This is a genomic window from Nocardia sp. bgisy118 (genome assembly GCF_057708605.1).
Map to the genome: position 1 here is coordinate 1 of NZ_JBYISM010000054.1, position 16,443 is coordinate 16,443.

Annotated in this window: 17 protein-coding genes and 2 pseudogenes; 11 read left to right on the plus strand and 8 right to left on the minus strand. The window is 66.7% G+C overall.

Annotated elements, in window-relative coordinates; genetic code table 11:
* Positions 1 to 519: 519 nt before the first annotated feature.
* Together AC3EO7_RS37295 and AC3EO7_RS37300 are read right to left on the minus strand one after the other, a co-directional pair.
* Positions 520 to 1,971: an amidase gene (locus AC3EO7_RS37295; protein ID WP_435593812.1), complete on the minus strand. Its 1,452-nt coding sequence runs from the start codon at positions 1,969 to 1,971 to the stop codon at positions 520 to 522.
* A gap of 295 nt (positions 1,972 to 2,266) precedes the next feature.
* Positions 2,267 to 3,241: a helix-turn-helix transcriptional regulator gene (locus AC3EO7_RS37300; protein WP_431964581.1), complete on the minus strand. Its 975-nt coding sequence runs from the start codon at positions 3,239 to 3,241 to the stop codon at positions 2,267 to 2,269.
* Positions 3,242 to 3,376: 135 nt separating this feature from the next.
* Here AC3EO7_RS37300 and AC3EO7_RS37305 point away from each other — a divergent pair, with 135 nt between their 5' ends.
* Positions 3,377 to 3,772, plus strand: a complete 396-nt coding sequence (locus AC3EO7_RS37305) for a RidA family protein (protein ID WP_431965363.1) — start codon at positions 3,377 to 3,379, stop codon at positions 3,770 to 3,772.
* 76 nt (positions 3,773 to 3,848) lie between these two features.
* Positions 3,849 to 4,325, plus strand: coding sequence for a DUF488 domain-containing protein (locus AC3EO7_RS37310; protein WP_431965361.1), 477 nt, complete (start codon positions 3,849 to 3,851; stop codon positions 4,323 to 4,325).
* 111 nt (positions 4,326 to 4,436) lie between these two features.
* Here the strand turns inward: AC3EO7_RS37310 and AC3EO7_RS37315 are convergent, their stop codons facing one another.
* The 4 genes and pseudogenes from AC3EO7_RS37315 to AC3EO7_RS37330 form a co-directional block, all read right to left on the minus strand.
* Positions 4,437 to 5,315 carry an NADP-dependent oxidoreductase gene (locus tag AC3EO7_RS37315; protein ID WP_431964579.1) on the minus strand — a complete coding sequence of 293 codons (879 nt, stop codon included), beginning with the start codon at positions 5,313 to 5,315 and terminating at the stop codon, positions 4,437 to 4,439.
* A 247-nt stretch (positions 5,316 to 5,562) separates the two neighbouring features.
* On the minus strand, positions 5,563 to 5,853 hold the full coding sequence (locus AC3EO7_RS37320; RefSeq protein ID WP_435593813.1) for a hypothetical protein: 291 nt from the start codon (positions 5,851 to 5,853) through the stop codon (positions 5,563 to 5,565).
* Between the two features lie 853 nt (positions 5,854 to 6,706).
* The gene (locus tag AC3EO7_RS37325; protein ID WP_435593814.1) at positions 6,707 to 8,095 is read right to left on the minus strand and encodes an RNA polymerase sigma factor; all 1,389 of its coding nucleotides are present in this window, start codon (positions 8,093 to 8,095) and stop codon (positions 6,707 to 6,709) included.
* 661 nt (positions 8,096 to 8,756) lie between these two features.
* Positions 8,757 to 9,974: pseudogene (locus AC3EO7_RS37330) on the minus strand (erythromycin esterase family protein).
* Positions 9,975 to 10,087: 113 nt separating this feature from the next.
* Between AC3EO7_RS37330 and AC3EO7_RS37335 the strand changes: the two are divergent.
* Positions 10,088 to 10,831 carry a MerR family transcriptional regulator gene (locus AC3EO7_RS37335; protein WP_435593820.1) on the plus strand — a complete coding sequence of 248 codons (744 nt, stop codon included), beginning with the start codon at positions 10,088 to 10,090 and terminating at the stop codon, positions 10,829 to 10,831.
* 157 nt (positions 10,832 to 10,988) lie between these two features.
* On the opposite strand, the gene AC3EO7_RS37340 is transcribed toward AC3EO7_RS37335, so the two are convergent.
* Positions 10,989 to 11,684 carry a TetR/AcrR family transcriptional regulator gene (locus AC3EO7_RS37340; RefSeq protein ID WP_435593815.1) on the minus strand — a complete coding sequence of 232 codons (696 nt, stop codon included), beginning with the start codon at positions 11,682 to 11,684 and terminating at the stop codon, positions 10,989 to 10,991.
* Between the two features lie 93 nt (positions 11,685 to 11,777).
* Here AC3EO7_RS37340 and AC3EO7_RS37345 point away from each other — a divergent pair, with 93 nt between their 5' ends.
* Genes AC3EO7_RS37345 through AC3EO7_RS37355 form a run of 3 tightly spaced genes read left to right on the plus strand, consistent with a single transcriptional unit; the run spans position 11,778 to position 13,632 of the window.
* Complete coding sequence (locus AC3EO7_RS37345; protein ID WP_431964569.1) at positions 11,778 to 12,887, plus strand: MBL fold metallo-hydrolase; 1,110 nt, start codon at positions 11,778 to 11,780, stop codon at positions 12,885 to 12,887.
* Between the two features lie 11 nt (positions 12,888 to 12,898).
* Positions 12,899 to 13,462 (plus strand): ester cyclase, encoded by a 564-nt coding sequence (locus AC3EO7_RS37350; protein WP_435593816.1) that lies wholly within the window; start codon positions 12,899 to 12,901, stop codon positions 13,460 to 13,462.
* 38 nt (positions 13,463 to 13,500) lie between these two features.
* Positions 13,501 to 13,632, plus strand: coding sequence for a hypothetical protein (locus AC3EO7_RS37355; RefSeq protein ID WP_435593817.1), 132 nt, complete (start codon positions 13,501 to 13,503; stop codon positions 13,630 to 13,632).
* Here the strand turns inward: AC3EO7_RS37355 and AC3EO7_RS37360 are convergent.
* Positions 13,592 to 13,828 (minus strand): annotated as a pseudogene (locus AC3EO7_RS37360) (MFS transporter); the annotation flags it as partial. The gene AC3EO7_RS37355 and the pseudogene AC3EO7_RS37360 overlap by 41 nt on opposite strands.
* A 273-nt stretch (positions 13,829 to 14,101) precedes the next feature.
* Between AC3EO7_RS37360 and AC3EO7_RS37365 the strand changes: the two are divergent.
* The 5 genes from AC3EO7_RS37365 to AC3EO7_RS37385 form a co-directional block, all read left to right on the plus strand.
* Positions 14,102 to 14,737, plus strand: coding sequence for a TetR/AcrR family transcriptional regulator (locus AC3EO7_RS37365; protein ID WP_431964561.1), 636 nt, complete (start codon positions 14,102 to 14,104; stop codon positions 14,735 to 14,737).
* Positions 14,738 to 14,875: 138 nt separating this feature from the next.
* Positions 14,876 to 15,058, plus strand: a complete 183-nt coding sequence (locus AC3EO7_RS37370; RefSeq protein ID WP_068060305.1) for a DUF6011 domain-containing protein — start codon at positions 14,876 to 14,878, stop codon at positions 15,056 to 15,058.
* The gene (locus tag AC3EO7_RS37375) at positions 15,055 to 15,225 is read left to right on the plus strand and encodes a ferritin-like domain-containing protein (protein WP_435593821.1); all 171 of its coding nucleotides are present in this window, start codon (positions 15,055 to 15,057) and stop codon (positions 15,223 to 15,225) included. Before AC3EO7_RS37370 ends, AC3EO7_RS37375 begins: the two co-directional genes overlap by 4 nt.
* A 192-nt stretch (positions 15,226 to 15,417) precedes the next feature.
* Positions 15,418 to 15,549, plus strand: coding sequence for a hypothetical protein (locus tag AC3EO7_RS37380; protein ID WP_435593818.1), 132 nt, complete (start codon positions 15,418 to 15,420; stop codon positions 15,547 to 15,549).
* Between the two features lie 152 nt (positions 15,550 to 15,701).
* The coding region (locus AC3EO7_RS37385) for an SDR family oxidoreductase (RefSeq protein ID WP_435593819.1) at positions 15,702 to 16,443 on the plus strand (742 nt) is incomplete at its 3' end.

The window sequence follows — 16,443 nt, forward strand, 5'->3', positions numbered from 1 at the left end:
GAGCGGATGTTCCAGTACGGCTTCAGTGGGCTAGCCGACTGGCCGCCGAGTTAGGGTAGCTGTGTCAGATGGGGAGGCGCCGTGGTTCTTTCGGATTCGCAACACGCTGATCTGATTGCTTTCGTAGAACGTCTCGCACCAGGCAGGACGGAGCTCGTTGCGGGTGTGAGAGCGGCACTCAATGACTCCGAACGTCTGCATTGGGGACCATGGCCAATCCTCTTCGAAATGCTGGGCGAGCCTTCCGACGGCGGACCCGCGATATGGGCGAAGTTCGACTGGAAGGAAGTTCCAGAGGTCATCCGAGAACAAATACAGTCGCTACCGTCGTATCCGGCTGCCATGGACTGGGGTTGGTTCGCTCGCTTTCTCCGGCGCACCGGCCGGTGGCATTCCGGGGACATCGCCGTCGAACGCCCGTGCAATGGCGGATGTCGACTTCTGCAACGATTCTCGGTTCGTCGTGGGCGGTTGCGATTTCTGCGGGCGCTTCGTCCTGGGTGGACACCCGGCGGTGGGTTACTTCGGTGTCCGGAAGCCGCCGATCTTCTGCTCGAGTAGTTCGGCCAGCCGTAATGGGGTGCGGTCCTCGAACATCGGACCGATCAGCTGCACTCCCACCGGTAGCCCCTCGGGGGACCGGCCCGCAGGGATGGCGGTGGCAGGCAGGCCGGGCATGGTTGCCAGACCGGCCCAGACGAGCTGATCGAAGTACGGGTACGCGATGCCGTCGATGTCGATCTGGCGTTCCAACGGATTGGGGCTGTGGTCGTGCGGAAACGCAGGAGTGGGCGTGATCGGGCACACCACGGCATCGAACTCGGCGAAGAACTGCCGCCAGTCGTGGCGGTGGAGCTCGCGACGGTTGGTTGCCTCGATCCAGTCGCGGTGGCTGAACACCATGGCGCGCAGCCGTGTCGCGTCGAGACTCCGGTCGTTTGCGTTCAGTGCGGCGGCGCGGATCTGCAGCTGCTCGTAGGCTTCGACGGGAAAGCGTGCAACGGAGCCCGAAACCAGCAACTGCATGTAAAGCCCTGCGGCTTCGGTCAGATCGGGCAACTGCGGACTGTGCCGTTCGACGCGGGCGCCGGCGTCGGCGAGCGCGTCGGCCACTCGGTTCACGCCCGCTCGCACGGCGGACCCGGTGGGGATGAGCGGATGCTCGTCGAGGACCAAGACTCGGAAGTCGGCGAGCCGCTGGTGGCGCGCGGGCGGCAACGTCAAGTGGTATGCCACACCGCGCGTCAGTGGGTCCGGTCCGGCCATCACGTCCAGCAACAGTGTGAGGTCGCGGGCGGTGCGCGCCATCGGACCGACGACGGCGAGGTCGAGGTCGTCCGGCAATGCCGGTCCGGGCGGCGCGACCATGCCGCGGGTCGCCGCCAGCCCGACTGTCGGCTTGTGTGCGTAGATGCCGCAGAAATGTGCGGGGGTGCGCAGCGAACCAGCGAGGTCGGAGCCGATGGACAGCGCGCCGAATCCGCACGCCAGCGCCGCCGCCGATCCGCCGGAGGATCCACCGGACGTGCGATCGTGATCCCACGGGTTGTTGGTGGTGCCGTAGATCTCGTTGAAGCTCTGTATATCTTGCAGCCCCAACGGCACATTGGTCTTACCGAGCACCACCGCGCCAGCGGCCTCGAGCCTCGACACCTGCACCGCGTCCTCGGCCGGCACATAGTCCCGGTGCATCGGCATGCCCCAGGTCGTGGGCAGCCCAGCGATGTTGTAGGACTCCTTGACCGTCACCGGGATACCGAGCAGCGGCCGGTCCTCTCCGCGGGCGCGCGCCTGGTCGGCACGATGTGCGGCAGCCCGCGCACGGTCGAAGTTCGGCACACAGATCGCGTTGATCACCTTGTCGTCCCGCTCGATGCGGGCGATCGCCTCGTCGGTCAGTTCCACCGAGGTCACCTCACCGGCACGCAAGGCAGCTGAAAGCTCTTCGGCCGAACGAAAATTCCACTCCATGAATCCGACGTTATTGGCCTGCCGCAGAGGACATGAAATGCCGCTTCGCACAACGGGAAGGTCGAACGGGCCACCTTCACCGGCAATGTCACGCACTCGATCCATCATCAGAGGTGGCCCACCCCAGGTCATTGTGTTGGCAGCGGGCTGGTGCCATTGGCACAAGCCATGAAATGCCGTTTCGCACAACGGGATAGATATCTCAGTACTTGTCGTGTTCCTCTCGGGCTGAAAGACTGTTCGCCCGACCGCTGGCCATGGCGGCGCGCAGCGAGTTCGGTGTCGGCCCGGACTCTCAGGATGACACTCCGTAACAGGTGGTGATCGCGGCGGCGCGGTTGCGCAGGGAGGTGCGCAACCACTGCGGGTCCAAGGCTTCCGCGTTCGTAGCGAGCTGCCACAGCGCCCATTCGGCGTGCCTTGGATCTTGGAACGTCACCTCCAGCCGCAGCCAGCCGTCTGCGTCGGTTTCCTCGGCGAGGACGGCCAGCGCGGTGCCCAGCAGTTCCTCCCGCTGTGCCGGGTTCACCCGTACCAGCACGGTGACTTGGTCGCCGCCGGTCCGGAACTGCGTGCTGCGTTCCTGCCAGGCCCGGTCCAGATCGACCCGGTCTGGTCGCTCTGCGGGTTCGGCGAGCTCCTCGGCGGCCAAGATCCGCGACAGCCTGTAGGTGCGGTCCGCGCCGGACCTCGCGGCCAGCAAGTAGCCCTGACCGCGCACGGTGACCAGGCCGATCGGGTCCACCGTGCGCCACTTCGGGGTCTGGTCCACGGCCGCGTAGCGAATGCGCAGCTTGTGTCCGGCGAACACCGCGCGCCGGACCTCGGTCACTACGGCGTCGGGCACCTCCTCGGCGACCAGCCTGCGCGAGAGGAGGTCGGTCTCCGGGTCGATGAGCAATCGCTGGGCCGCGCCTGCCGCGGTGGCCCGATAGCTCTCGGGTAGCGCGTCGACCACCTTGCGCATGCCCGAAGCGAGCGCCGAGCCGAGGCCGAATGCCTGTGCGCCGCGCCGCGATCCGGCGACCAGCAGGGCAAGCGCCTCGTCGTGGTTCAGCCCGGTGAGCTCGGTCTGGAAACCGGGCAACAATGCGAAACCGCCGTGCCTGCCGCGTTCGGCGTAGACCGGGACGCCGGCCACGGACAGCGCCTCGATGTCGCGCAGCACGGTGCGGGTGGACACCTCCAGCTCGCGGGCCAGCGCGGTCGCGGACAGCCGACCGTGCTGGCGCAGCAGCAGCACCAGCGAGACCAACCGGTCGGCGCGCATACGAAAACTCTACCGGAATACACGACACAGGATGTCGTGATTTGTTGGGAGGCTATCGATATGACAAACAAGATCGTGGCTATCGAGCCGATGGACGTACGCACTCTCGATGAATCGAATGGTGCTGATGTGGCAATGGAGCGAACGGCGGTCAACCCGTGGGCGTGGTCGGTGGAGATGGGGTACAACCAGGGTGAGATCGTCTCCGGGCACACCCGGACCCTGTACTGCGCCGGGCAGACCGCGATGAGCGGCGACGGCGAGCCCCGACATCCCGGCGACATGGCGGCGCAGTTGGCGTTGAGTCTCGACAACCTGGAGGTCGTTCTCGGCGAGGCAGGCATGTCCCTCGCGAATCTCGTCCGGCTCAACGTCTACACCACCGACGTCGATCTGCTTTTCCAGCACTACGGCGTGCTGGCGTCGCGATTGGGCGCCGCCGGGGTGGCACCGACCACCACGATGCTCGGAGTGACGCGGCTGGCGATCCCCGTCCTGATGGTCGAGCTCGAGGGGACCGCCGTCGCGTGACGCGACCTCGCCGCCTCCGGCAGGGCGTCCGGTTGAACCGGCACAAGGAGCAGGTAGGTGATTTCCGGTGCCGAGAATGGTGACGATCGGCGTCTACGGCTTCACGGCCGAAGCCTTCCTCGAGAAGCTCACCGGCGAGGGCGTGGGGTTGCTGCTCGACCTCCGCCAACGCCGCGGCGTTCGGGGCCACGACTACTCCTGGGCGAATTCGGCGCAGCTCCAGCGCGCGCTCGCCGCGGCGGGCATCGGCTACCGGCATGTGCCGGAGCTGGCGCCGACGACCGAGCTGCGCCTGCTCCAGTACCGCGAGGACGACCGCCAGGGCGTGGGCAAGCGCAACCGCATCGCACTGGCGCCCGAGTACGCCGAGCGCTACACCCGTGAGATCCTCGACCCGTTCGACCTCGGCGCCCTCGTAGCCGGGTTTCCGAGCGACTCGGCAACCGCCCTCTTCTGCGTCGAGCGCGATCCGGAGGCATGCCACCGATCGCTCGTGGCCGCCCGCCTGCGCGCCGAGCACGGCCTGTCGGTCACGAACCTCCGCCCGGGCTGAGCCATGCCTGGCACCGGCGTTCGTGGAGTGGGCGGTGGTCTACGTCCTCCGCATTACAGGACGTGCGGCGCACCAGAGGTTTTCGGCTTCGGGAGGCCAGTTCCGGTGTGTTCATTCGTCGCTGACACGGATGATCGTCTTGCCGGGGCTGTGCGTGCCGGGACCGAAGGCGTCGGGTGCTTCGGCGAGGGGGCGGACGGCGCCGACGGCCGGCTTGATGCGGCCGTCGCGCAGGCGCGTGGCGAGTTCGGTGAGTTGGGTCCGGTCGGGTTCGACGACGAAGAAGACGGCACGTCCGTTGTCGGGCTGGATCGTGGGTGGCACGGCGATGGTGACCAGGGTTCCGCCTGCGCGTACCAGGGTGGTCGAGCGATCCAGGACGTCTCCGCCGATCACGTCGAACACCACGTCGACCTCGCCGACCTGCTCCAGCGGCTCGGTGTCCAGGGCCAGGAAGGTGTGCACGCCGAACGTGAGCGCGCGGTCGCGGTCGCGGGCCCGGCCGGTGCCGATGACTCGGGCCCCCGCCTCGCGGGCGAGTTGCACCGCGATCGAGCCGACACCGCCGGCAGCGCCGTGGATCAGGACGGTCTGACCGGTGGTGAGGCGGGCGTGGTCGAATAGGCCCTGCCAGGCGGTCAGCCCCGAGATCGGCAGCGCGGCGGCCACGGTGTGGTCGATATCGGCGGGCAGGGGAGCGAGGTTGCGGGCTTCCACCGCGGTGTATTCGGCCAGTGTGCCGTTGCGGGTCCAGTCGGCCAGGCCGAAGACCCGCTGGCCGACGGTCAAACCTGTTGTGCCGTAACCCAGCTCGACGATCACCCCCGACAGTTCGTGCCCGGGCACGCTCGGGGTCCGGTCCCGGCCTGCGCGGTCGGTCCAGGTGCCGGGCCAGTCCAGCTCGCCGCGGGTGAACCCGGCGGCGTGTACTTTCACGATCACGTCGTTCTCGACGGCGTGGGGGTACGGCAGGTCGTGAGTCAGTGTCATCCCAGCGACGCCGGCGTCACGATCTTCAACGATGATGGCTTGCACGCTTGGTCCTTCGTTGTCGTGTGTTGCCGACAGGGAGACGAGGCAGCACTGCCGGATGTGACGGTTCGAACGCAGCCAGGCTCATCAGGATCAACGGCTTCACGGTAAGCGATGAGGTTCCCCGCACTCGTCGGGCGCGCACGGAAATCGGCATTGCAGGATATTCGGCGTCGCGGTGGGATCGGTGCTGATCGGGCAGAGGCTATGTGGCTTCGGAACTCCACACCGCAAACCGCTGTGCATCGTGATATATGAAAGTGGTTGTGCCGCAGGGGTTTCGATCGAGATGATTCGAGTCGATCGCCACATCGTCGCGGGTGCCCTGCTGTCCGGTGTGGTGCTGATGTCCGTAGCTCCCACGCAGGCTCAGGCCCCGGTAGATCGGCAACAGCGAGATTTCCAGTGGTTCGGCCGATCTGAACCGCTGATTCTGCGGCACGATCTGGCGTTCTGTCTGCTTCTGATTCGCCCGGCGCGACTGCGGCGACGGCATCGGGCAGAGTCAGTGCCGCCGGGCGGGTCCGTCCGACTGTGGAGGATCGGTGTCACCATTGCGGCCACTGTCTTGATCACCATCGGTGCCGGATCCCTCGCCTGCCCTTGGGGCAATTCTGCGCGGTCTGGCCATGCGCCGAATGCCGGCGGCCGGGGCATCGTCACCAGCTCGTTTCCGCCGCGCTGCGCCGAGATCGATGACACTCCCATGATGCTCGGCGCTGCCCGGAGCATCCTCCGGAGCGGGGTGCCGCGCGGCACCGGGGTCGAGCGGCCACGCCCCTGTCTCGAGTTGCAGTTCCGATCGCAGCACGGGCCTGGTCGGTGCAGGATCGTAGACGGAGCCGCCTTCCGGACGCCAAGGTTTGTGGGGACGGTCACCGGCTTCTGAAATTCGCCGCGGTCGACGCGGCAGCCGGGTGATTTTCGACGTGCCGTCGCCCGCCTCGGGGGAACCGGTCTCGGCAGCCTTCGTACCTTCCAGCTTTCTGCGCAGCCGTTCCATCGCATCGAACCTGGTTCCGCGGGGCTCCGGCTGGGATCCCCGTCCCGGCACTTCCCGGTCCGACATCGAGCTAGCAGGCGACGAGTGCCGTGGCACCCGTCTGCGCCACGATCGCCGGTACCCCGAGCTGATCTCTGAACTTCTTCCTGATTGCGTCGATCACGTCGGTATTCTCCCTCAACGCCACACTCGTTTCCTGCTCTGCCGCTCTGAGCACCGGACCCAGGCCCGCGCGCCGTAGCCCGCGTGGTAAATCAACCATAACCGGCTATATCGCTGCCCCAGGGGTTCGCCGGGGCACCAGGGGCCGTGAGCGAGTCACCGAGCAACCCCCCCGGCCGGGTGTTCATCGTTTGCCGCGGCACCAGTCCCAGGGCACTCCTTGGTATCCGGACTCGATGAGGCAGACCGTGGCTCTGCCGGTCGGCACGAACGTGCAGGAGTTGCCGGAGGAGTTCGAGCCTGCGGGGCAACCCATCCACGTCAGCGGCCCGCCGGACGCGAACTCCCCTCGTCGCGAGGTGAGCGTCACACGGGTACCGGGTCGCATCCGGATGTCGCAGTTCTTCCGCAACGTCGGAGTGCACGTCACGCCGGCCGGGGTGACGTACACCTCGTAGCCTCCGGGAACCCAGATCTCCAACCGCACCGTGGCCGCGTTCTGCGTGTTCGGCCAGTTCGGCAGCTTGTCGAAGACATTGGGGAACAACTTGGGACCGATCGTGGCGACGAGGAAAAGCACAAATATTGCCTTGAGAAAGGACAAGAATCCATCCAGCACCCAATTGTTCTTCTCGACTTTCTGGTCGGCCGCAGCGGTGGCCAGAACCACGCCGGCGGCAGCACTGTTCATGCCGTCGCGCTTGTTCGTGCGATCGCGCTCTTCCTCGTCGAGAATTCGACGAATGATCTCGGGTATCTTCTCGGTCAGTTCCGGCGCGATGAGAATGGGGATCAAGACTGGCGCATAGACCATCTTGAGCCGGGACTGCTGCTGGTCGCAGGTGCCACAGTTGTCGCACTGCCGGCAGGTGCCGAGATGGCGGACGACGCGCTGCCGCAGGACACGGGTGAACTGCTCGTCACGCCGGCCGTCCCAGCCGGCCCGATCGAGAATGCCGGCGAGTTGAACGCAGAACGGCCGACCGTGCTTGGCCAGTATCAGTGCGCCGAACCCCTCGTCCAGCCGGATCTTGTTCTCATAGGCGAATTTGTAGGCATTCTTCGCGCTGACCGAAAGGGCGGTAGCCAAAGCTTTCCCATGTAATTCTTGACGTATATGTAATCGGTAGATCTTTCGCTGCCGCGGGGTGAATGTCTCGGCGACGAGGTCGAGCATGCGGTTGACCTCGTCCAGTCTTCTCGAGCTGTCCTTCTCGTCGTCGTCCGACGTCAATGTTTTCAAGGGCAGGGGCGCTTCGCTTTTCCGGCCTCGACGGTCCTCGTGGCAGCGGTTGCGAGCGATCCCGCACAGCCACGCCCGCAATTTGTCGGGTTCTCGCGGGTTGTCCCCGCGGATCAGTTCTTTCGTGGCGGCCTCGACGGTGATCTGGACGACGTCTGCCACGCGATCCAGGTCGTCCAGGTTGTACACACAGACGGTGGACATGGCCTTTTGGTAACGCCGGAAGATCTCGCAGAGCGCCGCCTCCTGCTCGTCCCGATCGATCGGGTGCCGCACGCGCTCGACCAACCCTGCGTCCGGCACCTGGGACCAGCGCGGCTCGGTGGTCACCACCGGGCTCCTGACGAGATTCCTGAGAATTTCCTGAGAAGTCCGCCAACTTTGGGGGAGATTCGATCCTCTCCGATCCCAAGCCTCCAGAACCACAAGCCCGAGGAGGCAAACCATGATCGACAATGCTCACCGCTCGGCGGGGCGGTGACGAGCATGTCGGCTAGCTCGAGAACCATCGGCAGTCTGCCGTTCGCCGTCGTGGCCGCTGTAGGCCACCACACCCCTGGATTAGTCATCGGCGCCATCGTGCTTGTCCTCACAGCGCTGGTTCCCGTTCTTACGGAGGCCATCTCAGAGCTGTTCTGGCTCAGAGCGCTGAACAAGCCCGAACGTAGCCTTCGCTGGATACTCAACCACGCTGCCTCGATCAGCGAGGCGGAACGCTTGATGCGACTCTCGCGCGGCGCTCGACGCGACGTACTGGACGCTCGGACCAAAGCCGGTCGGCGCCAACGGCGGTGATCGTGGCTGGGCATACCTTCGGTGTGTCCAGCCGCGCCGCGAAAACCCTGAGGATACGGATTGGGCTCGGTCCCCTTTCGGGCCAATTGTGTTGCGGTCGTATCGAACAGCGTGGTCAGCGGCAGATGAGCGTGTTTCTCCAAGCGAGGGCTTGCTGCAGACTCACATGCGGCCCATTGCGTCCCCTTGGGGGCTACTACCAGTACTGATGCCGTTTTCCGTCGGTGTCGGCGACGAAGATAACCGCGTCGGTGCCATGCAAATCTGCCGGATCGAGCGGGATGTGACCGGGCACAATCGGTTTGCTCGTGCCGATCGATGGAGGAAGCGAGGCGCGCAGGGCCGCCGCGGGGAACAGGGCGCGGCGGGTGGTCGCCTCGGCCAACACACGCTGGAGGGTGCCCGGATCGCTGTCGGGGCTGGCGTCGGTTGCCAGGAACGCGTAACGCTCGCCGAGTGCGAGCCCGACGAGTGCGCCTGCGTTGCACCAGTTCCCGTCGTCCTCGCCGATCGACATGTCGGGGTGCGCCCGCCGGAGGTGGCTGTTGTGCGCGAACACCAGGCTCGGCCCGCGTCGCTGCTCCTGCGCGACGATCGCGAGCAGGTTCTCGGCCATCATCTCGGCGCGCAGGCTGAGCAGGGTCGCGATGCGATCGGGTGCGGGACTGGCCATCGCCGCGTGATAGCGCAGCAGACCCTGGGCGGTGCGCGCGTGCGCGACGGCGTGGTCGTAACCGGTGGGGTCGGCGGGACGCAGTCGGGGTGCCGCGCGGCGCAGTGCGCTGGCGAGATCGTCCGCGACGATGCGCAGGGCGCGAGCGCGATCGGAGTCGCCGATGGACGCCGCCGGGTCGAACATGGCGGCCTGGTTCGTCCAGTCCGCGTCCTCGCCGAGCAGCGCGCCGAGGTCGCGGACTGATTCGGGCTACAGCGCTGCGGGCAGGTAGTCGATGACCGAGGACAGTGCACGTCGCGGGCTCGGCGCACCGGAGTACTCCACCGGCGCGTCGAAGCCGTGGAAGCGAACTCGATCCTGCGGCGCGCGGTCGGCATTGTGCGCGCGAAGCCATTCGACGAGTTCACGGTTGCCGGGCACGGCGCCGAACCCGTGGCTGAACCCGGTCGCGAGCACCGTGTCGATCTCCGCCGGTGCCCCTGCCACGTAGTCGTCGACGACAGACGCGGCGAAGAAGTCGATCTCCAACACGATCGACCGGTACCCCCGTTCGACGAGGTGTCCGAGAAGTTCGTTGCGCAGCAACGGGAACGCCTCGATCCCGTGTGTCGGCTCGCCGAGGGCGAGTAGAGCCGGCGGCTCGGTCCGCGCGGCGAGCAGTTCGTCGACGGCACGGCCCAGGCCGGCCGGGTCGTCGAGCTGGCGGCCGATTTCACGCAGTGTTGCGGCGGTGGACATGAACACCCCTTTTCGGAAGGCACTGCCCTCGACAGTATCGTTGAATATTCCAGTGAATCTTCGGCGACTTTTACCGGGGATTCAGAGATCAAAGCCTCAATCGGAGGTGCAAGCTGCGTCCCATCGACCTTGCCCGGGAACACGGGTTGTCCGCACAGGCGATCCGCAACTACGACGACGCGGGCATCCTCCCGCCGACCGAGCGGAGCGCGTCCGGTTACCGGCGCTACACGCCCTTGCACGCGCAGGCCCTACGCGCCTTCCTCGCGTTGCGCGGTGGCCATGGGCACCAGCGCGCAACGGAAATCATGCGCGCGACCAACCAAGGAGATGCCGAGTCCGCCTACCGGCTCATCGACGCCGCACACGTCGCGCTGCTCGCCGAACGCGACACCCGCACCGAGGTCGCATCAGCCCTGGGCAGCCTCTCCACCACAATGCCGACCCCGGTGACCGGTCGACCGCTGACCGTCGGTGAGCTCGCGCGTCGGCTCGGCGTGCATCCGGCCACGCTGCGTGCCTGGGAGACCCAGGGCATCCTGCGCCCCGAACGCGATCGGGCAACGGGTTACCGCGAATACGGACCGGACTGCGTGCGCGACGCCGAGATCGCACGGCAGCTGCGCCGGGGCGGCTACCTGCTGCCCCAGGTCGCGCAGTTCATCGCCTCGCTGCGCAGGGCGGGCGGGGCGGACGCGCTGAGCGCCTTCCTCGACTCCTGGCAGGACCGGCTGACCACCCGCAGCCGCAACCTTCTCGCCGGCGCGGCCCAGCTCGATACCTACCTCACCCTGCTCGATCAGACGTCCCTGACCTGCCACGCCGCCGTGTCACGAGGCCCACAGCGGACCCCGTGACACGCTGCGGCTGCGCGGGTCGACAGATCGTGGGCGAGGCCCTGCGGCAGGCCATGGAGCAGTGGCGGGAGCACTTGACCGCCCGTGGCGCTGGGCGACAGTAACGATCCCTCGCTGCTGTCGGCTCCGATGCTGCCCGTCGTGCCCGCCCCGGTCGCTACCGCGAAATTCGCGACGAGTTCTCGATACGGGCGACCGCCGCGTCGAGGGCGAGGTTCATCGCGTACTCGTACTCGGCCCGGCTGTCGAATCGCGCCAGGTAGGGAGCCGCCTCGGCTACGGCGGGAAGTCCCGAGTGTTCGAGCGTGGCTTGGCGTTCGGCGATGCCTTCGGTGTCGTCGGTGCCGTAGGTGGGGCCCGCGTTGACTTCGCGAAGCAGGGTTCCGATGAGTGCGGCGAGCAAGGTGCGCATCAGGTGGACGGCTTCCCGCGGGTCGCAGTCGGCGGCGCGCAAAACCTCGAGGACCCGCTGAATCGGCGCCAAGCCCTCGAACGAGGCCAGTTGCCGGGTGAGCACGAGCGCGGCGGCTTCGGGGTGTAGCAAGGCGCGGTCTCGGAATGCGTCGGCGATGGCGCGCAGATCGCCTCGTAGGTCGCCCGCGAGGGGTGGCAGTGCGATCGAGCCCAGGAAGTGCTCGGTGACCGCGTCGAGCAGGCCGTCTTTGCCGTCGACGTGGTTGTACAGGCTTTTCGGGTCGACGCCGAGCACGCGTGCGACGGCTCGCACGCCGACGCCGCCGACTCCCTCGGTGCCGATGACTTCGAGGGTTGCCTCGACGATCCCGGCGCGGGTGAGCTGGGCCGCGCCTTTCGGCGGTCGTCCGCGGCGGGTGGTGGAGGCAGGAGTGGTCATATCGCCATCTTTCCGTAACCCCTTGATTGAATCCACATCGTGGGTATAAGTTCGTCTCCACGAAAACCCACACTGTGGATATTGGAGATCCGAATGCGCTTTCCCTGGGGTCCGACCACCGTCGACGACCTTCCGGCCGTGGGGGACCGTATCGACGCCTTCGGCGACGCGACGAAAGGCGACGACAGTCCCGGTGCCCGGTTGCGGGTGGTTCGGGAACGGGCACGCTCGTTCCGCCGCGAGTTCCCGAGCACCGGCACACCGGACAGCGTCACGACATGCGACCTGGTGACACTGCCGTATCCGACACGGTTCGGTCTGTTCCGTGCTTCGCGGGCGATCGCGCCGTTCCTGTCGATCACCAACCGGATGCTCGTGGTCCGCTGGCACGACTCCGCCCATCGCCGCCGGACACTGCTGTTCGAGCCCTCGGATGTCGAACTAGGTAGGTACACGCCGTATTTCGCCAACCTGTCGCAGCGCACCCCGCGAGTGCTCGAGCGGCGGGTCGTTCGCGAGCACGGCACCGTGCTGGGCCATCTCGCGCGGTTGGGGATCGGGCCCGAGGAAGTCGACTACCTGATGTTCGACCACCTGCACACCCAGGACTTGCGCCGGTGGGTCGGCGCCACGGTCCATCAGGACGATCTCGAGTGCACGCCGCGGGCGATCTTCCCGAACGCGAAGGTGATCGTGCAGCGTGACGAGCTGGCCGCGATGGCCGAACTGCATCCACTGCAGCGCCCGTGGTATCAGCCAGCGGCGTACCGAGACGTGCCCGCCGAGGCGTTCCTGCCCATCGAGGGCTCGGTGGTGCTCGGGCCGGGCGTCGCTGTCGTCAAGACGCCGGGGCACGTATTCGGCAACCAGAGTCTGGTGCTCAACACCTCGACCGGTATCTGGGTCAGCAGTGAGAACGTGATCGCCACCGAGGCACTGACTCCCGAGCACTCCCGGTTACCCGGCCTGGCGGCGTGGGCGGCGCGCTGGCAGCAGGAGGTCGTGCTCAACGCCAATACGATCGAAACGACCGCCGAACAGTACAACTCGATCATTCTCGAGAAGACGCTGGCCGACCGCAGCGAGACCGACCCGCGATTCCTGCAGTTCTTCCCCTCCAGTGAGCTCACCGGCGCATGGACCAACCCGGGCACCCGGCCCACATTCAGCCACGGTCACATCACCCACGGACCGAGTCTTTGAGGAGTACTTCCGTGTCATCACGATTCAACCTGCCGTCCGAAGACGTCCTGCGCGCACGCGAGAAATTGGTGCTCGACCATTTTCATGACGAGGTCCGCCAGGACTGGGACGCCACCCTGTCGACCTTCCCGCACCCGCACTACGAGCTGATCGCGCAGATGCTCGTGCACGACGGGGACGGCGAAGTGCGCGACTACTACCACGACACCCGCGTCGCCTTCCCCGATCAGGATCACGAGCTCATCGCGCTCCGGCACAGCCACGACGCGGTGATCGTCGAATTCTGGCTGCTCGGAACACATCTCGGCCCGCTCGGCAAGATTCCCCCGACCGGTTCCAGGCACCGCACGAGGATGACGGCCTACTTCGTCTTCGACGAGCACGAGAACCTGGTGACCGAGCGGATCTACTTCGACCAGCTCACCATCCTCAAACAGCTGGTGGGCGGGCTCGACAAGCGCGATCCGCGTGACCTGCTCAAGCTCGGCCGCGCCGTCGCCGGAGCCCTCGCGATGGCCGGGGCCGAACCGGACCCGCGCCTGCTGGCCACCACACCACCCGAACTCGGCGACTGACCGCCGTCGACGACCCGAACGCACCGTAGGAGAAGACCGTGACCATGCGCGCACTCGTCGGCGGCAAGGGATCCGACTGGATCCTCGAAAACCGTGATGTTCCCGAGCAACTCGGCGCCATCCGGGTTCAAGTGACGGCGCCAGCGCGCAGGCCAGGCTGGCCAGTGTGAAAATGCCGAGCCCGACCAGGAATCCCGCCTTGCGCCCGAATCGATCCGAGAAACGCCCGGCCGGAATCAACAGCGCCGCATAGACGATCGCGTACCCCTTGAGGACCCAGCTGAGGTCCGCCAGCGACGAACCCCGGTACGACTCACCGATCTCGGTGAAGGCGACGTTCACCACGAACACGTCGAGCATCGCCATGAACGCGGCCGAGCACAGCACCCACACGATCGCGGTCGAATGATCCCGAGTCGGCCGTGGCGTCGCCGTCTCGGCTATCTCATGCATCAGGAATCCCCTCTTGTCCACACGGTCCGACCTCGGAACGACGAAGTCTCAAAGAACATACGTCCGACCGTATGTTAATTTCAACCGCTCCGATCGGGAGCGCGGAGCATCTCGGCACGGCTCGACACGGCAATGCCGGCACGGTGGCAATACCACGGACCGAGCCGACGGCATACGATCGACCGTATGGCGACATCTGAGCGACGGGCTGCCGAGGAAACCACCGACCGGCGTTTACTGCGCGGCGCGCAGTCGCGGCGGATCGTGACCCGGCGAGCGGTCGACATCGCCTCGCTGGACGGGCTCGACGGGCTCAGCTTCGGGCGTCTGGCCGAGGATCTCGGCATCAGCAAGGCGGGAATCCAGACCCTGTTCCGGACCAAGGAGGGACTGCAACTCGCCACCGCGGAAGCGGCCCGTGAGGCCTTCGTCGATGCGGTCGTCCGACCCGCCCTGCGGTCCCCCGCGGGCGTTGCACGCATTCGCGCCCTGATCGATCGGTGGATCGACTACGCCGTAAAGCCACTGTTTCCCGGTGGCTGCTTCTGGGGCGCGAACCTGCCGGAATTCGACAGCCACCCCGGGCCTGTCCTCGACCTATTGCAACAGCAACAACATGCCTGGCACACGACGCTCGCGACACAGTTCCGGAAGGCCGTCGCAGGCAGTGAGATAGCCGCGATCGATCCCGAATCGGCAGCCTTCCACGTGATCGCCCTGCTCAATGCCGTCAATCTGGCCGTGCGCCTGGGCGACGACGACCGGGTAGCGATGGCGCGACACGTGATCGACGGTTTGCTCGCCCCGGCATCACGCGATTAGGGGTCGGGTGTGTCCTGAACTCCGCATCGCAAGATGTCTTGCAGCGCAGTCGGTCTCGATAGGAGAGATCGTCGGAAGGTGTCAGTCCCCTCTGTCACTCTCTGGGTGGGGAGACCACTGCGGCCGAAGGAGTGCGAGATGGCCGAGATCGATGACCGTCCCGAGATCAGGCTGGTGGCGCATTGCCGCCGTTGTCACGGCTGGCTGGTGTCGGCGGAATCGGTCGCGCAGGGTATCGGGCCGACGTGTGCGATCCGTGAGCGCGCCGAACAGCGCGCGGCCGCGGCGCGGGAGCTGACGCTGTTCGACATCGTGGCCTGACGGATCTCGTCACACTCGAGCACGCGACCAGCCCGCCCCGCCTGTGTGCGCTGTACTCGTTGGATCCGGGCCGCAATGCCGAAGCGGCGCAGGTGATCGGCAGCGTGTTCGTCGAGGAGATGCTGCATCTGGCGCTGGCGGAAAGGCAGGCGATTCCGTCTCGGTGACACGCCGCGGTCCGGTCCGACCGGCGAACCGATCGGTGTCGACCCCGAGGGCGTCCTGCCCATGCGGCCCAATCCGCGCACGGCCGACTGTCCCGAAGGCAGCCCCGTCCGCCTCGCGCAAGAGGAGTTCAACAACGCCTACTGCCTGTTGCTCTATCTGCTGGAAGACACTTTCAACGCAGTCCTTCGCAGATGAGAGACGCCGTAGGGGCGATGTACGCCTTGAAGTCCCAGGCCCAGGCTCTGATGAAGATGCCGAGCGGTGACGGGCGAACGACCGCGGGCCCGACCTTCGAGTACGTGCCGCCGGAACAGCGGGCCTAGTGGGGCTGACCGCCGGTGGCCGCCGCCACCGGCGGTGATCGCCAGGCAGCCGTGGGTACCCGGGGCATGTCACGAAATGGCCGACCGTCCTGTCCTCGATACAGGGGGACCTCGCCGGCCCCCGAAGCAACATTCGAACGGAAGGAATGCGCATGAAGATCGTCGTCATCGGCGGCACCGGACTTATCGGCTCGAAACTCGTCGCTCGGCTGGAGGAGCACGGCCACCAAGCGGTTCCGGCCGCGCCCAGCACGGGGGTGAACACACTCACTGGTCAAGGCGTGAAGGAGGTGCTGCAGGGCGCGGAGGTAGTGGTCGATGTCTCCAATTCGCCGTCGTTCGCCGACGACGACGTCATGAACTTCTTCCAGACCTCCACCACGAATCTGCTCGCCGCCGCCGGGGAGGCGGGCGTCGGCCACTACGTCGCACTGTCGGTGGTGGGCACGGAGCGGTTGCCGGAGTCCGGGTACTTCCGGGCGAAGGTGGCGCAGGAGGAACTGATCAAGGGCTCGGGTCTGCCGTACTCGCTCGTGCACGCGACGCAGTTCTTCGAGTTCGCGGGTGCCATCGCCGACTCGGCGACCACCGGCGGCACGGTGCGGCTGTCGGGCGCCGGTGCCCAACCGATGGCCGCCGACGATGTGGCGGCCGCCGTCGGCCGCACCGCGGCGGGCCGTCCGGTGAACGGCGCCTTCGAGGTCGCAGGCCCCGAGGTATTCGGCCTCGACCAGTGGATTCGCACAGTGCTGACGGCGCGTTCCGATCCGCGCGAGGTGGTCACCGATCCGCAGGCGCAGTACTTCGGGGCGGTGCTGGAGCGCAAGAGCCTGCTGCCCGGCGAGGGCGTGCAGGTCGCGCCGACGCGGCTGTCGGAGTGGCTGGCCCGCCAGT

Bases quoted from the DNA above. Each gene is read 5' to 3' on its own strand.
- AC3EO7_RS37295 (WP_435593812.1), bottom strand. From the start codon at position 1,971: ATGGAGTGGAATTTTCGTTCGGCCGAAGAGCTTTCAGCTGCCTTGCGT.
- AC3EO7_RS37300 (WP_431964581.1), bottom strand. From the start codon at position 3,241: ATGCGCGCCGACCGGTTGGTCTCGCTGGTGCTGCTGCTGCGCCAGCAC.
- AC3EO7_RS37305 (WP_431965363.1), top strand. From the start codon at position 3,377: ATGGAGCGAACGGCGGTCAACCCGTGGGCGTGGTCGGTGGAGATGGGG.
- AC3EO7_RS37310 (WP_431965361.1), top strand. From the start codon at position 3,849: ATGGTGACGATCGGCGTCTACGGCTTCACGGCCGAAGCCTTCCTCGAG.
- AC3EO7_RS37315 (WP_431964579.1), bottom strand. From the start codon at position 5,315: ATGACACTGACTCACGACCTGCCGTACCCCCACGCCGTCGAGAACGAC.
- AC3EO7_RS37320 (WP_435593813.1), bottom strand. From the start codon at position 5,853: ATGCCGTCGCCGCAGTCGCGCCGGGCGAATCAGAAGCAGACAGAACGC.
- AC3EO7_RS37340 (WP_435593815.1), bottom strand. From the start codon at position 11,684: ATGACCACTCCTGCCTCCACCACCCGCCGCGGACGACCGCCGAAAGGC.
- AC3EO7_RS37345 (WP_431964569.1), top strand. From the start codon at position 11,778: ATGCGCTTTCCCTGGGGTCCGACCACCGTCGACGACCTTCCGGCCGTG.
- AC3EO7_RS37365 (WP_431964561.1), top strand. From the start codon at position 14,102: ATGGCGACATCTGAGCGACGGGCTGCCGAGGAAACCACCGACCGGCGT.
- AC3EO7_RS37370 (WP_068060305.1), top strand. From the start codon at position 14,876: ATGGCCGAGATCGATGACCGTCCCGAGATCAGGCTGGTGGCGCATTGC.
- AC3EO7_RS37380 (WP_435593818.1), top strand. From the start codon at position 15,418: ATGAGAGACGCCGTAGGGGCGATGTACGCCTTGAAGTCCCAGGCCCAG.